Raw genomic sequence first — 14,894 nt, forward strand, 5'->3', positions numbered from 1 at the left:
TTGCTTTGTTCTGTCTCTATTATAGAAAAAAGCCTGCCCATCGTCCAGCCGCCCCGTCTGAAATTTCAGGTAATCGTAAGGTAGGCTTCATGGATGTGTAAGGCAGGTGCGCTATGATAAAACGCGCAAGGAGGTCTTGTCATGAACATTATCCAAACGCACGATCTGTGCAAACAATACGGAAACGCCCTGCGGGTATCCCATCTGAATCTGAATGTCCCCGAGGGCAGTATCTACGGTTTCCTCGGTCCCAACGGTGCCGGAAAGTCTACGACGCTCAAAATGATCTTAGGTCTGGTGCGTCCGACAGCGGGCAGCATCCGTGTGCTGGGAAAAGATATGGACAACAGCAACCGTCTGTCAGTTCTGCGTCAGGTGGGCAGTCTCATCGAGAGTCCCAGCTACTACGGCCATCTGACCGGCGAGGAAAATCTGCGCATTGTCCAGACGCTTCGCGGCATTCCCGAGAAAAACATCCGGGAAGTCCTGCAAATCGTCCGGCTGGACGGTCAGCGGGAAAAGAAAGTCGCTCATTACTCGCTGGGTATGAAACAGCGTTTGGGATTAGCGGCTGCGTTGCTGGGCTATCCCAAGCTGCTCATTCTGGACGAACCCACAAACGGACTGGACCCGGCGGGCATTCAGGAGATGCGCGAGCTTATCTGTGACCTGCCCGGCCGGTTCGGCATGACCGTAGTGGTGTCCAGTCACCTTTTGAGCGAAATCGACCAGATGGCCAACCATGTTGCAATCATTCGCGAGGGTGAACTGGTATTTCAGGACTCTCTGGAAGCGCTGCACGGCAGAAGCCGTCACCATCTGGCGCTCCGTACCACCAACAACGCCATCGCGCGCCGTCTGCTGGCCGAACAGTCGGTGCCCTGCGAGGAAGAAAACGGTTATCTCATCCTGCCCATTCTGTCCGACGAAGTCGCCGCCCAGCTGACCGGTTTTCTGGCTGGCAACCGTCTGGGAATCGTCCGGCTGGAAGAACGGCAAAAGAGCCTTGAGGACATCTTCCTCGACCTGACCGGAAAGGCGGCGAGCTTATGACGCTGCTGAAACTGGAATTTTACAAGTGCCGTCGCCGGAACATCGTGCTGATCTGTGCCGCCATACTGGCCGTGCAGTTCATTTGGATGACGGCGTATTTCTCCCGGCAGGACGCCGAGGATCTCAAGTGGGGCTGGATGCTTCTGCTCTACAATCTGTCCACGGTAGACGCCATCATCCTGCCGCTCAGTGTAGCCACGCTGGCCAGCCGAAACTGTGAACTCGAGCACAAGGGCAGCACATGGAAGCTGCTCGAAACCATGGCCACGCCCGGTCAGCTCTACACCGCAAAGCTCGTCTGGGGTGCGCTGGTACTGGCCGTCCTGCTCATCATCCGCTCGGTGCTGTTTCTGAGCGTAGGCATCGCGCAGGGCTTTCAAGGTGCGATTCCCTGGGGTCGGTTTGGACTGTTTACCCTGCTCTCCTGGGCGGTGTCCATGATGGTCTATGCGCTCCAGCAAGGGTTATCTCTGCGCTTTGCCAATCAGGCCGCCGCGCTGGTGTGCGGCATTGCAGGCAGCTTTCTGGGCATCCTGTCCATGTTGTTTCCACCAGCTCTGGTTCGGTGCGTGCCTTGGGGATACTACGGTTTACTGTCGCTGGTCTTTATGGACTGGAACAAAGCCACGCGCGTGACCCGGTTCTATTGGCATGCGCTTCCGGCGACCGATGTTGCTCTGCTGCTTCTTTGGATGGCGGTATTCCTGATTGCAGGCCGGGCGCTGTTTGTCAAAAAGGAGGTGTGAGACATGCTGCTTCGCTGTCTGAATGCAGAACTGCAAAAATGCCGTCGTTCCCCGGTATGGCTGGCCTTTCTGGTACTGCCCATCTTTCCCGCAATTCTGGGAACTGGGAACTATTTAAGCAATCTGGACGCGCTGGGAAACGGATGGTACAGTCTGTGGAGTCAGCACACGCTGTTCTCCTCCATGTTCTTTCTGCCTGCGCTGCTGGGTGTGTTCTGTTCCTGGCAATGGCGGCTCGAGCACACCGACCACAACTGGAACAGCTTTCTCACCGCCCCGGTACCGGTGCGCGATCTGTATGCGGCAAAGCTGATTCTCGCTGCCGGGGTGTCGGTACTGGCACAAGGCTGCATCGGGGTGCTGTTCCTGCTCAGCGGCAAAATCGCCGGGCTCTCTGCTCCCATACCGCCCGAACTGCTCTCGTGGCTGCTCTATGGTGCGCTGGGCGGGGTCGCGGTCTGTGCGGTACAGCTCTTTTTGAGCCTCATCATCCGTGCCTTTGCCCCGCCGGTGGCCTTGGCTCTGATCGGCGGCATTGCCGGTCTTTTGTTCACCGCACGCGGTCTGGGCTATGCCTTTCCCTACTCGCTGTTATGTCTGGGCATGCGCGCCAACAACCCCCAGATGGTACTGCGTCCGTTTTCCTTCCTGCTCTCTGTGCTGATCTACGGTATTGTTTTTGTTTTTCTCGCGCTTTGGTATCTCAAGCGGCGTGAGATTGCGGCAGAATAGCCCTCCAAAACTTGCAAATTTGTCTGTTTTCGGTTACAATAATAGGAAAAGGAGGAATCTATGATACCAGAATCCATACGGAACGCGGACAGCCATCTGCGGGCGCGGCGCAAGCCGGGTCATCCGGGGATTGTGTATCCAAATCATATCCGAAAGAAACGACAAAAGGAGGACAAACTGTATGCGAAAACGAATATTGAGTCTCTTGATCGTCCTGGCCCTCTGCCTGGGGCTGCTGCCCGTCACGGCGCTGGCGGCGGGAGAAGATGCGCCTGGTACACTTTGGGTGGGCCGGACACAAATTACAGCGAGAGGCTATTGGAAAACAACTACTGAAGGAAACTTTGAAACTGGTAGTGAAAATGACTACAATGTCTATTACGATGGCAACGGAACCCTGACGCTGAACGGCGCGACGATTCAGGGAGGAACTTCTACCGGGTCAGTTCCTTATGGCGCCGGGATCTATGCTCAGTGCAGCAACGGTCAATCAGTTACCCTGACTATCAAACTGATTGGCGAGAATACCATCACAGGCTACTATGGGATTTATGTGAATGCAGAGATAAGCGCGGACAGCAATGGTACAGACGCCTCCCTGACTATTACGGGTGAAAACAATGGCAGCCTGGAAGTATCTGGTTCTTTTTACGGAATATTTGTCAAAAGCGGAACAGGCAACGCCTCCCTTACCATCAACGACGCGTCTGTCGTGGCAAAGACTACTCAAACCAATTCTGGCTACGCCGGCGTCTGTGTGCAGTCCAGCGCGAATGCCACCGGCTCCCCGAATATCTCTCTTTCCGTCGACGGCGGCAGCCTGACCGCCAGCGGCGGCACAAGCGGGGATGGGATACAGTTTGTTGTGGGATCACATGGGGTTACCAGCGCTACCACCAGCCTGACTGTCACCGATCATGCCATTGTAGACACCCGAAATGGCGGGATCAGCGATGATTCCAGCACTGACATTCAGATCGGCGCGGACAGCAGCGGCGGCATCGTCTTTGACGGCAAGAATGGCACCGTGTACGGCGATGTGACCTTGCAGGAGGATTTGAAGATTGGCGAGGGCGAGAGCCTGACCATCCCGGATGGTTCCTCTCTTAACAGTAATGGCAAGCTAACCAACAACGGCACCATCAATGTGGAGAGCGGCGGCACTCTAACAGGCGATGCGGGCGGCGAAGTTGTTTATGCTCCCGCCATCACGACCCAGCCGACAGCCCAGACTGTGACCGAGGGAAACACTGCCACCTTTACCGTTGCGGTCACTGGCGAAAACCTGTCCTATCAGTGGCAGCAAAGTACCGATAACGGAAGCAGCTGGACGGATATTACAGGCGAAACCAACGCCACCTATACCATTGCGACTACCACAATGGACATGAACGGCACGCAATACCGTTGTGTTGTGGAAAACAATATAGGTAAAGTGACAAGTGACGCCGCCACATTGACCGTGACCGCCATTCCTACTTACTCCATAAAGATGGAGACCGACGGCAACGGCACCGCGTTCGCTTCCCAGACTTCTGCTCCGGAAGGAACGCTCATCACCCTGACCGCTACGCCGAACAGCGGCTATCACTTTGACCGTTGGGAAGTCGTTTCCGGCGACATTACCATTACGAACAACACCTTTACCATGCCGGCGAGAGATGTGACCGTCAAGGCAGTCTTTGACCGCGATTCCAGCGGCGGCGCACACCATCCGGATGCCGGCAGCACAACGACGGCCTCTTCCGACCGCTATGAGATCGAAACCCCGTCCGATGTCGAGAACGGCTCGGTCAAGGTAAGTCCCTCCAAGGCCGAAAAGGGCGACACGGTCACCGTGACCGTCACCCCGGACGACGGCTATCGGCTGGACAAGCTCGCGGTCTATGACGAGGACGGCGACAAGCTCGACCTTAACGACAAGGGCGACGGCAAGTTTACCTTCCAGATGCCGAAGGGCGACGTTGAGATTGCCGTATCCTTTGCGCCGATCGAGGACGAGACCGCGGATTTCTCCGATGTCCCGGCGGATGCCTGGTACGCAGAGGCCGTCCAGTACGTCTATGAAAACGGCCTGATGACCGGCACGAGCGACACGACCTTCTCCCCCGATCTCACCACCTCCCGTTCCATGATCGCCACCATCCTTTGGCGTATGGCTGGCAGTCCGGTCGTGAACTACGCGATGGATTTTGCCGATGTATCCGCAGATCAGTGGTATGCCGAGGCTGTCCGCTGGGCTTCCAGCGAGGGCATTGTCGGCGGCTACGGCAACGGTTCCTTCGGCACCGGCGACCCCATCACCCGCGAACAGTTCGCCGTCATGCTCTACCGCTTCGCACAGAAGCAGGGCTATGATGTGAGCGTGGGCGAGAATACCAACATCCTCTCTTATACCGATGTCTCGTCTGTCAGCGAATATGCCATCCCGGCTATGCAGTGGGCGGTCGGCAGCGGTGTCATCACCGGTATGGGCGACACACTGGCACCGCAGGGCGAAACCACCCGCGCACAGGCCGCAATGATGCTCATGCGGTTCTCCGAGCAGTATGCTTAACTCCTCCCTTTCTCCTTTTGTCAAAAAAGAACGCTTGTGGTTGTACAAAGCGCTCATTGTGTCCGACCGGTATTCATGATAAGATAATGGTAACGACTCATCGAGGAGGCTGCATCTATGGACGTACAGATTGCACCCGGACAACCCGAACGACTGGAAGAATATCTGGAAATTCTGCGCGACAGCGCACTCTATGAACACTACTATGCGCCCGACGAAGAACGCACGCTGCGCGCAATCCTGTCCGATGCGCTGGCGCGCGGTGCGGTCCTCATCGCCTATCGACATACCGGCGAAGCCGTCGGCCTGATGCAGTGCGAATGGCAGGGCATGTTCGGTGCGTGGCCGTATCTGGCTCTGCTCGGTGTCAAAAAGCAATGGCGCGGTCAGGGTGTCGGTCACAGCCTGCTGCAAGCGTTTGAGCGCATTTCTCGCCAGATGGGTGCGCGTCAAATCTTCATCTGCGTCAGCCACTTTAACCCCCGTGCCCGTGCGCTGTATACCTCGTTCGGCTTCCGCAAATGCGCGCTGATCGATGATCTGTACCGCGACGGCATCCGGGAAAACGTCCTGCGCAAGCGCTTGGACGACTGAACAATCTTACAGGACACAAAACAGCCCTCCGGGATGCTCTCCCGAAGGGCTGTCTGCATATTCTTTTGTTATTCGGCTCGCTCGATGAACTGGAAGCGCTCAACATCAAACATACCCATGTCGGTAATGCGCAGAGACGGAATGACCGGCAGCGCCATAAAACTCAGGGTGATGAATGGGTCGGCGGTCTCCGATACGCCCATTTCATGCGCTTTCTGGCTCAGCTCTTCCAAACGGATGGTCAAGCGGTCGGGTGTGTCCTCGGACATCAAGCCGCAAATGGGAAGCGGCAGCGTGTCCACGACCTTTCCCTGCCGCACGATGGTATATCCGCCCTGCACGCGCATAAGCTCGTGCACCGCCGCCAGCATGTCGGCATCGTTGATGCCCACGACAATCATGTTGTGCGAGTCATGGGCGACCGTTGTCGCAATCGCGCCATTCTGCAAGCCGTATCCGCGGATAAGGCCTACACCGATGTTGCCAGTCTCGTGGTGGCGTTCCAGTACAGCAATCTTACACAGCGTTCCCTGCGCAAGCGCCTGCGGCACCTCTGCCTGTGCCATCCAAGCCGTGTTGGTCAATATCTCATGCGGCACCATTTCCATGACCGGCTGCATGTCATCCGGATAACGCGGCAGCGCAAAGGGCTGTGCCGGAAGCGCACCGACGTGCACCGACTCGCGCAAGGCCTGTGTCGGGTGCTGCACCAAAATTTGCCCATCGGGATCAACCGGCATACCGTGATGGTATACCCGGTGCGGCATCCACGATTCCAAGTCCTCCCATACGACCAAATCCGCCCACCAGCCCGGTGCAATCGCACCGACTCTGGGCAGTCCATAAATCTGCGCCGCGTGAATGGTCGCCATCTGCAAGGCCGACATGGCTGGCAGTCCGCAGGCGACCGCCTGCTTGACGCACCATCGAATCGTGCCTTCTCTATGGATGTCTGCCAAGTGCTTATCATCGGTGCAGAACGCCATACGCGAGACGCTTGCGCCGTCGGCAACGACACCCGCAATGATGGCCTGTAAGTTTCTGCACGCGCTGCCCTCACGCACCAGAACGGCAATACCTGCGCGCAGCTTGGCGCGCGCTTCCTCCCACGTAGAAGATTCATGGTCGGTCTGGATACCCGCCGCTGCATATGCCTGCAAGGCTTCACCGGTGAGTCCCGGTGCATGTCCGTCAATCGGCCGTCCGGCAAACAAATCCAGCTTTTCACAGACCGCTTGATCGTGCGACAGGACACCCAGGACGTTCATGACTTCCCCCAGTCCCAGCACGCCCGGTTCGTCGGCAATCTCGCGCATCTGCTCTGCATCCAGCACGCAGCCTGCATGCTCAAACGGGGTCGCCGGTACGCAAGACGGCATCTGCACATAGTAATTGATGGGCAGATCACGGGTTGCATCCAGCATATACCGGATGCCTGCCGTACCGGCAACATTGGCAATCTCATGCGGGTCGGTAATCAGCGTCGTGACACCCCAGCGCAGTTCCTCCATGCAGTAATAGCCCGGTGCAGCCATAGAGGACTCTACGTGGCAGTGCGCGTTAATGAGTCCCGGACTGACATACCGCCCCTGTAAGTCAATCACGGTCTCTCCTGTTTCATAATGCCCGATTCCGGCAATCTTTCCATTGGCAATCGCAATGTCTGCCGGATAAATGCTGCCTGTAAAGACATCCACAATCTTTGCATTCCGCAAAATCAGCTGGGCTGGAATCTGATTCTGCGCTACATCAACCAGACAATGCTCCATAACCAAACTTTCCTTTCTTTGCGCTTACACGAAGATGTACTTGAGAATAAACACGATCGCAAGCACATACATCAGCCAGTGAATCTTCTTGTCCTTCACTTTGCCCGAAATCAGATTGATGAATACATACGAAATGACACCAAGTGAGATACCTTCGGAGATCGAGTACATAAACGGCATGGCAATCGTTGCAATAAACGCCGGTACCGCCTCGCTCATATCGTCAAAGTTGATCTTCACGATGGTTTCCAGCATCATAAAGCCGACAACGACCAGAGCCGGTGCGGTTGCAAAAGACGGAATCGCCAGGAAAATCGGCGACAGGAACAGCGAAAGTCCAAACAGCAGTGCCGATACCACAGAGGTCAGGCCGGTGCGGCCGCCTGCAACAACACCCGAAGAGCTCTCGACAAAGGTGGTGACCGTCGAAGTACCCAGCACAGCACCTGCCGTCGTGCCGATTGCATCGGCGAGCAGTGCACCCTTGATCTTGGGCAGCTTACCCTCTGCGTCCAACATGTCTGCCTTGGACGCAACACCGATCAGCGTGCCTAAGGTATCAAACAGATCGACGAACAGGAACGACAGCATAATGGTGACAAAATTGAAGCTGAGCAGTCCGGTAAAGTCCATCTTAAAGAAGGTTGCCGAGATCGAAGGAATAGAGAATCCCGCGGACAGGTCGGGCAATACCGAGTACATGCCCAGTTCCGGGTTGGGCACATACAGTCCAGCCAGCTGGCACACGATACCGATGCCCCAGGTTGCCAGAATACCGATCAGAATTGCACCCGGCACCTTGCGTACCAGCAGAATGACGGTCAGGATAATACCGACCAGCGCCAACAGTGCGCCCATGCCTTCCGAGAAGATACGGCCGTCGGCAATCGCTGCCTTGAACGGATAAATCGCAACCAGCGTCGAGCCGTCTACGACCAGCTTTGCATTTTGCAGGCCGATAAATGCAATAAACAGACCGATACCACAGGTAACACCAAATTTCAGCGACTGCGGAATACAGTTAAAAATTGCTTCACGAATGTTGGTCAGCGAAAGCACGATAAAAATAATGCCTTCCACAAAGACCGCTGCGAGCGCAACCTGCCAGGTATAGCCCATTTGCATGACGACAGTATAGGCAAAAAATGCGTTCAGGCCCATACCGGGTGCAAGTACAAACGGATAGTTTGAAAATACCGCCATCAGAATGGTTGCCAGGCAGGCGGAGAGTGCCGTTGCAGTAAAGACTGCTCCTGAATCCATGCCGGATGCCGCCAAGATGTTCGGGTTAACTGCAAGAATATACGCCATGGTCATAAAGGTCGTAATTCCCGCAACTACCTCGGTTTTGACATCGGTGTGGTGCTCCTGCAAGTGAAATACACGTTGCAACAGACTGGTCATACAATCCCCTTCTTTCTTCTTGTGGTAAAAGTATTGAAAAATAAAAGCTGCCAAAGACAGTTCCCAACGGTGATGTTATACGCTTTCGGGACTGTTTTTTGCAGCCATTTCCCAAGTTTATTTCCTCAGTTTTCACGAGGTCTTCTATATGCCTTTATCATATTCTCTTTCACTTAAATTGTCAATATTATACTTCCACTTTTTACGTTATCCCATTCTCTTCCAGCATTTTCCACAAAGCATTCTTCCGTCTCCACGTAAGACACACTGGTTACATATTTACTGTTTTTGCTCCTCGCACATTTATCATTGTACTGTTTCAATCAACCGCAATTTGGTAGGAAAAATGAAAAAAAGACGCCGGTATCACAAATTGATACCGGCGTGAAAAACGGTAGGTCTGAAAGGAGGAGGTAGCTTTCCGTTTTTCTTTATTTGCATGGATTTTGTTGATTAGGCTTGCTGTAAAGTGATCTCTGCGCTGCCGCCATAGAACTCCTTGGCGTTAAAGGTCAGGGTTACCTGATCCTTCGTGCAAACTGCCTGGATGCGGTCGTCCTTGGTAACAACCTTTGCATTGGGCAGATCAAGAACAACCTTGATGGTGTCCTGCGTAAACAGCGGATCGGACAGCGCAATGGTGGTCTTGCCATCTGCCTGCTTCATCAGCAGAGACAGCGGCTTGGACGACTGTACGCCTGCGGTCTTGCCGGCCTCAAAGAAGTTGATTGCCGTGATGTTGTCCTTGGTATCACGTACTGCGTGGATGGTCTTGGAGTTTTCTACAATCTCGATCGAGGGCGCAGCTGCATACTGCTTCATTTCCTCTGCGGTTGCGTTGGGTACCAGAACGTAGCTATACGAATCATCGGTCTTCTTTCCATGCTCATAGGTCATGGTGAAGTACTTTTCGGTGATCATGTTATCAGTCTGGCTGGACACATTGCGGATATCCTTCTGATTTGCCGTAATGGTCGGGGTCTCGATCTTGATTTCCTTGGTCTGCGGGAAGTAATAACCCACGCCGGTCTTGAGCGACTCATCCTGATAGCACAGCCACTGCAGGTTGCTGTACTTGCCTTCCTTCACGGCAACCGCCTTGCCTGCCTTATCCTGTGCCGTGACTGTAATCTTGGCATCGGGTGCCGACATACGGTTGTCAATGGTGGTCGTCACGTCACGCTTCTGCGTGTCTCCGATACCCGAACCCAGGAAGACGATCTGATCGTTCATCAGGAACCAGGACTTATTGCCGGTTGCATTCTTATAAGCGACAAAGTCGTCGGGCAGAAGGCCCTTCTGCTTGGCAACATAGCCGTTGTCATCGCCGAGCTGCATGCCAGCCATGCTGACACCGTCTGCCTTCAGCGATACGCTGCCCGAGAAGGTATTGGTGCCGACCGGGAAGTACACGTAATCATTCTGCTCGGTGCTGCTGGCCGTGTACTTGGGATAGAACTGGCTGCCGTCATACAGCTCCATAATGGTCTTGCGTGCCTCGTTGGGAACGGTCGTACCCGGCAGGCGATAGGGATTGACAGTCGTCATATAGTCAATGCCGTACTGCTTGGTCTGGTCAACACCGGACAAGTACAGATAAAACGCACCGTCACCCTGGAACCAAGGCTTGAGGTTCTCACCGCTCATGTACTCGTACTTTGCGATACGATTGGAGCTGCGCGACAGTGCAAAGGTGAAGTCCTCGCCGAGCTGTAAGTTACGATCCATCGCATTGAATACAACACTTCCCTGCTTGACTGCATTGGCAGGCGTGATGGTCGCATCGTTCATGATCGCCATGTAGGGCTCGATTGCCGGAAGGTTGAGTCCCGCTTCGTTGAACTTCACCGGCATGGACTGTACCACATACTTGATCTGCTGCTGCATCTTCTTGCTGTTGCTCTCGGACAGGAAGGTGGTCAGCAGGGTCATTGCCTCGACGACGCCGACTGCATCCGCATAGCCAGTCGTGCTGCGCGATACCGCGCGTCCCTTCACAACCTCGGACATATAGCCCTCGTGGATAAGCGGCAGGAAGCTGTTATAAATCCAGTTCTCAATGGTCGAAACCTTATCCTGCGGCTGCCACGGAGTTCCCTTGAGTACGTACAGCGAGGATACTGCCTTTTGCAGGAGCAGCTTGCCATACGAGCCAGTGTAGGCAACGCGGTGGTGCTGGATAAACGAGCCGTCTGCGTACACGCCGTCGGTGTTGTTGTTGACGATGTGATAGGGATCGATGGTGTTAAAGACGGTCATCATGTCACTGACAGCCTTTTCGATGCGCTTGGTGTCACCCAGCAGCGCACCCTGCACCATACGGTTTGCCGTGATATCGATGAGGTTGGTACCGGTATGGGTTGCCGAAGTCAGGTCTACGTCGCCATTCTTACCGTTACGCAGATGATTGTCAAACGCCTTGATGTAGTTTGCAATCAGATTGGCGTCGGCTGCCTGTACATCCTTCTGCATCAGTGCCAGAATGGAAGTAATCTTGGTCGGCACACCAATTTCCCAGTTCCACCAGTTGCCGAACAGCTTGCCCTCTTCGTTTTTATAGGAAGTGTGTTTGTTATAGACCTCATAGAATGCCTTGAGCGCATCGATGAGCTTCTGCTTGAGCGCCGCATCCTGGTAATACTTGGTGCCGCTGGTCGCGTAAGCCAGTGCCATATCGTAGAGATACTGCGCATTCTTGTAGAAGGGATCGGAGGTAACCGGGGTAGCGTTCACGGTCTTGGCATCACTCATGTCATAGCCGTCACCCGAGAACATCACATACGGATTCTTCACGCCCTGGTATGCCGCGAGTGCCTTCTCTGCGTTCTTCTCGATCGCGCTGAGCTTGGACTTGACAACCGCATTTTGGTTCATCTCTGCATTGCCGGCCAGATACTGGCAATGGTTGCGAATCAGCGTATTAGCCGCTTCCTGTGCATTTACCGTGTTCTTGGTTTCATTCGCGGTTGCTGTCTGGCTGTAATTGGAGACTGCCAGCGCGGGTGCCATACCGGCGTTGAGCAGCATGGACGAAAGCAAAACGCTCGAAATCAGTTTCTTCATAGTCCCACAAAACACCTTTCTTTCTCTTTCCTTACTGATCGAATCAGCATGTGTACAGGTTACTATTAGTAAACCGATTTGTCAACATTATTTCTCGATTAAAAATTCTATTTTCGCAAAGTAAACAGATTTACTTTTAATTTTTTGTCAGTAATTCATAATCTTATATTTCCACTGTCTTTTCGTCGTTTTTGCAACATTTTATCTCAAATCTTCACGAAATATACACATTTTTCCAGTCAAACAGACACAAAACCATGTGTTTTGCAGCAATTTCCCAAAAGTGAGAAAAGGATGCAGTCTTCTTTTATTGAATGGACAAAACAAGTCTTTTCCAACCAGTCAGGGTACTCTATTCTACCAAATTTTCGCTCTGAGCATGCTCACCGAACGCCCCAGAACGCTTGACAAGAGCTGCTGTGCTGCTTATAATGAACATTGTTCATATTGAGGTGATCGAATGAATACTGTTGTGACATCCAAAGACGAAATTCTAAAAATCAGCCGTGAATTGATTCGGCAGCAAGGCTGGTCTGCGGTCAATATCCGATCTGTTGCATCCGCCTGCGGCGTATCGGTCGGATCGATTTACAATTACTTCGACTCTAAATCCGATCTGGTCTCTGCCACCGTCGAAAGTGTGTGGTGCGAGATCTTCCACCGTCCGGACGACGGCGCAATCTTCCACGACACGCTGGCTTGCATCGTCTGGATCTACGAGCGCATGGCGTACGGCTGCAAACAATACCCCGGCTTTTTCACCCTGCATTCCCTCGGATTCATGCGAGAGGATAAGTCGGACGGAAAACGACGCATGCAGCAAACCTGGCAGCACATTTTACAAGGTCTATGCACGGTCTTGAAGCGTGACCCCAACGTCCGTCCGGATGCCTTTACCGATGCCTTCACGCCGGAGAAATTCGCGGATATTTTATTCTCACTCATGCTGTCCGCTTTGCTCCGACAAGACTACGACCCAAGTACGGTATTGGAACTCACCCGCAGAACACTGTATGAATCGTCCCACTAAAGCTGTGGGATTTTTCATCCGTCAAATTGAACACTGTTCATTTAAAGGAGTATGCAAATGAACGTAAAACGCAATACCCTCCTGCTCCTCGCCTGTCTAGTATGGAGCGCCGCAGGATTCAACATCCTGCGCATTGGACTGCTCGCCTATCCACCCTATTTGACCGTGCTGAATTTATGCTTATCCGTCGTTGTCTTTGCCGTCTTTCAAAAATTTATCTTTGGAAAACTGGTCAACAAGCATTCTGCCAGAATTGGTGCTTACGTGGAAGAAAAACACTTCTTTCTCAAGTTTTTTGACCGAAAAGCATTTCTCATCATGGCAATCATGATGAGCGGCGGAATCGGTCTGCGAACAAGCGGCCTCGCGCCCGATCGCTTTATCGCCGTATTCTATACTGGTCTCGGTGCTTCTCTGCTGCTGGCCGGGCTGCTGTTTGGCCGAAACTACATCAAGGCAGTTTTGTCCGCACCTGCAACCGGCAGCAAATTAGAAAATGGAGGAAATTAACCATGCAAGCAATCATGGAAACCCTGTTTGACGTTGTCTATCTAACATCAGTCATTACAATCGGCTGTCTGATGATCCGCGGCAGCAAAGGAAACCGTCAGTTTCGTCTGTTTGGCTGGATGGCTGTAATCTTGGGTGCTGGCGATGCCTTTCATCTGGTACCGCGTGCGCTGGCTCTGTGCACCACTGGTCTGGAGAACTACACTGTTGCTCTGGGCCTTGGCAAGTGGATCACATCGGTCACGATGACCATTTTCTATGTCCTGCTCTACTATGTCTGGCGGCAGCGTTATCAAGTACATGGGCAAAACAACCTGACCGCTGCTGTCTATCTCCTGTCTGCGCTGCGTATCATCCTGTGCATGATGCCGCAAAATGAATGGCTCTCCGCTGATGCGCCGCTCTCCTGGGGTATTTATCGTAACATTCCCTTTGCTCTGCTTGGTCTGCTGATTATCGTCCTGTTTTATCGCAGCGCAAAGCAGCACAACGATCAAGCATTCGCTGGATGTGGCTGACGATTGTATTAAGCTTCGCGTTCTATATCCCGGTTGTTCTGTGGGCAGATACCATTCCGATGATCGGAATGCTGATGATCCCCAAAACCTGCGCTTATGTATGGACGGTACTCATCGGATATTTCGCCATGAAGCAGGAATGTAAATAACGGAGGACTTTTTATGAAACGATACATCAATACCGCATTGGTATATGCGATTCTTGCAATGATTGGCGGTGTGTTCTATCGAGAATTCACCAAATTCAACGGTTTCACTGCCAAAACCACACTTGCTTTCTTACATACCCATTATTTTATGCTGGGCATGGTATTTTTCTTGCTGCTTCTCGTGTTAGAAAAGAACTTTTCTTTCACGAATGCGAAAACCGGACGCATCCTGACCGTTTATCACATCGGTTTGAATCTGACGGTCATCATGCTCGCCGTACGCGGTGTTGCTCAGGTTTTAGCCACGCAGCTCTCCCCTGCTGCAAACGCAGCAATCTCCGGTATGGCCGGCATTGGACACATCATGCTCGGAATCTCCTTGGTGCTTGTACTTCTTCAGATAAAGCGCAAGGTGTGAAATTGAATATTACCATATTTTCTACCGTTTTCCGGTAAAAAGTCGATCCCCCGATGCAGATAATCTGCATCGGGGGATCTTTTGCTTTACGCGATCTTCGCCATAAAAGGTGGTACCTTCAACACAGTATGCTATTGATTTGAAAAGAAGAAACTGCGTTGCCGTTAGTATTCAAAATACTACGCAGTGGTGAGGGTTGCTTTTCATTGGAAGAGTAGGAGATGTTTTCACGGAGCATAGCAATCCGCGTCAACGGGATACCGCCTTATAGCCGAAATTTGGGGAGTGCATCCGATCAGTCGGCAGACTCGTCTGCCAGCTTACGATACTTCTTGTAGCGTGCTTCGATGT

At 53.1% G+C, this 14,894-nt stretch carries 11 protein-coding genes and 1 pseudogene; 9 read left to right on the forward strand and 3 right to left on the reverse strand.

Features of this window, described 5'->3' with window-relative positions; genetic code table 11:
• The first annotated feature begins 141 nt into the window (after positions 1-141).
• The 5 genes from B5D52_RS14675 to B5D52_RS14695 all read left to right on the forward strand — a co-directional run bounded on the left by B5D52_RS14675 (position 142) and on the right by B5D52_RS14695 (position 5,682).
• The gene (locus tag B5D52_RS14675) at positions 142-1,053 is read left to right on the forward strand and encodes an ABC transporter ATP-binding protein (protein ID WP_016147040.1); all 912 of its coding nucleotides are present in this window, start codon (positions 142-144) and stop codon (positions 1,051-1,053) included.
• Positions 1,050-1,799 (forward strand): ABC transporter permease, encoded by a 750-nt coding sequence (locus tag B5D52_RS14680; RefSeq protein ID WP_016147041.1) that lies wholly within the window; start codon positions 1,050-1,052, stop codon positions 1,797-1,799. Before B5D52_RS14675 ends, B5D52_RS14680 begins: the two co-directional genes overlap by 4 nt.
• Before the next feature lie 3 nt (positions 1,800-1,802).
• Positions 1,803-2,531 carry an ABC transporter permease gene (locus tag B5D52_RS14685; protein ID WP_016147042.1) on the forward strand — a complete coding sequence of 243 codons (729 nt, stop codon included), beginning with the start codon at positions 1,803-1,805 and terminating at the stop codon, positions 2,529-2,531.
• 181 nt (positions 2,532-2,712) lie between these two features.
• Positions 2,713-5,088 carry an S-layer homology domain-containing protein gene (locus B5D52_RS14690; RefSeq protein ID WP_016147043.1) on the forward strand — a complete coding sequence of 792 codons (2,376 nt, stop codon included), beginning with the start codon at positions 2,713-2,715 and terminating at the stop codon, positions 5,086-5,088.
• Positions 5,089-5,205: 117 nt separating this feature from the next.
• Positions 5,206-5,682, forward strand: coding sequence for a GNAT family N-acetyltransferase (locus tag B5D52_RS14695; RefSeq protein ID WP_016147044.1), 477 nt, complete (start codon positions 5,206-5,208; stop codon positions 5,680-5,682).
• Between the two features lie 68 nt (positions 5,683-5,750).
• Here the strand turns inward: B5D52_RS14695 and ade are convergent, their stop codons facing one another.
• The 3 genes from ade to B5D52_RS14710 form a co-directional block, all read right to left on the reverse strand.
• Positions 5,751-7,451, reverse strand: a complete 1,701-nt coding sequence (gene ade / locus B5D52_RS14700) for an adenine deaminase (protein ID WP_016147045.1) — start codon at positions 7,449-7,451, stop codon at positions 5,751-5,753.
• Between the two features lie 24 nt (positions 7,452-7,475).
• Complete coding sequence (locus tag B5D52_RS14705) at positions 7,476-8,855, reverse strand: NCS2 family permease (protein WP_016147046.1); 1,380 nt, start codon at positions 8,853-8,855, stop codon at positions 7,476-7,478.
• A gap of 453 nt (positions 8,856-9,308) precedes the next feature.
• Positions 9,309-11,918 (reverse strand): polysaccharide lyase 8 family protein, encoded by a 2,610-nt coding sequence (locus B5D52_RS14710; protein WP_016147047.1) that lies wholly within the window; start codon positions 11,916-11,918, stop codon positions 9,309-9,311.
• A 460-nt stretch (positions 11,919-12,378) separates the two neighbouring features.
• On the opposite strand from B5D52_RS14710, the gene B5D52_RS14715 reads away from it, so the two are divergent.
• From B5D52_RS14715 to B5D52_RS14730, 4 genes and pseudogenes are all read left to right on the forward strand, one after another.
• Positions 12,379-12,948, forward strand: a complete 570-nt coding sequence (locus B5D52_RS14715) for a TetR/AcrR family transcriptional regulator (protein ID WP_016147048.1) — start codon at positions 12,379-12,381, stop codon at positions 12,946-12,948.
• A 57-nt stretch (positions 12,949-13,005) separates the two neighbouring features.
• Positions 13,006-13,458 (forward strand): hypothetical protein, encoded by a 453-nt coding sequence (locus B5D52_RS14720; RefSeq protein WP_016147049.1) that lies wholly within the window; start codon positions 13,006-13,008, stop codon positions 13,456-13,458.
• A 2-nt stretch (positions 13,459-13,460) separates the two neighbouring features.
• A pseudogene (locus B5D52_RS14725) lies at positions 13,461-14,125 on the forward strand (hypothetical protein).
• Between the two features lie 13 nt (positions 14,126-14,138).
• The gene (locus B5D52_RS14730) at positions 14,139-14,543 is read left to right on the forward strand and encodes a DUF2871 domain-containing protein (RefSeq protein ID WP_016147051.1); all 405 of its coding nucleotides are present in this window, start codon (positions 14,139-14,141) and stop codon (positions 14,541-14,543) included.
• Positions 14,544-14,894 lie beyond the last annotated feature (351 nt).

Source organism: Butyricicoccus pullicaecorum DSM 23266 (assembly GCF_900167005.1).
GTDB lineage: Bacteria > Bacillota > Clostridia > Oscillospirales > Butyricicoccaceae > Butyricicoccus > Butyricicoccus pullicaecorum.

Excerpts from the sequence above, each read along its gene's own strand:
- B5D52_RS14675 (WP_016147040.1), top strand. The coding sequence starts at position 142 with ATGAACATTATCCAAACGCACGATCTGTGCAAACAATACGGAAACGCC.
- B5D52_RS14680 (WP_016147041.1), top strand. The coding sequence starts at position 1,050 with ATGACGCTGCTGAAACTGGAATTTTACAAGTGCCGTCGCCGGAACATC.
- B5D52_RS14685 (WP_016147042.1), top strand. The coding sequence starts at position 1,803 with ATGCTGCTTCGCTGTCTGAATGCAGAACTGCAAAAATGCCGTCGTTCC.
- B5D52_RS14690 (WP_016147043.1), top strand. The coding sequence starts at position 2,713 with ATGCGAAAACGAATATTGAGTCTCTTGATCGTCCTGGCCCTCTGCCTG.
- B5D52_RS14695 (WP_016147044.1), top strand. The coding sequence starts at position 5,206 with ATGGACGTACAGATTGCACCCGGACAACCCGAACGACTGGAAGAATAT.
- ade (WP_016147045.1), bottom strand. The coding sequence starts at position 7,451 with ATGGAGCATTGTCTGGTTGATGTAGCGCAGAATCAGATTCCAGCCCAG.
- B5D52_RS14705 (WP_016147046.1), bottom strand. The coding sequence starts at position 8,855 with ATGACCAGTCTGTTGCAACGTGTATTTCACTTGCAGGAGCACCACACC.
- B5D52_RS14710 (WP_016147047.1), bottom strand. The coding sequence starts at position 11,918 with ATGAAGAAACTGATTTCGAGCGTTTTGCTTTCGTCCATGCTGCTCAAC.
- B5D52_RS14715 (WP_016147048.1), top strand. The coding sequence starts at position 12,379 with ATGAATACTGTTGTGACATCCAAAGACGAAATTCTAAAAATCAGCCGT.
- B5D52_RS14720 (WP_016147049.1), top strand. The coding sequence starts at position 13,006 with ATGAACGTAAAACGCAATACCCTCCTGCTCCTCGCCTGTCTAGTATGG.
- B5D52_RS14730 (WP_016147051.1), top strand. The coding sequence starts at position 14,139 with ATGAAACGATACATCAATACCGCATTGGTATATGCGATTCTTGCAATG.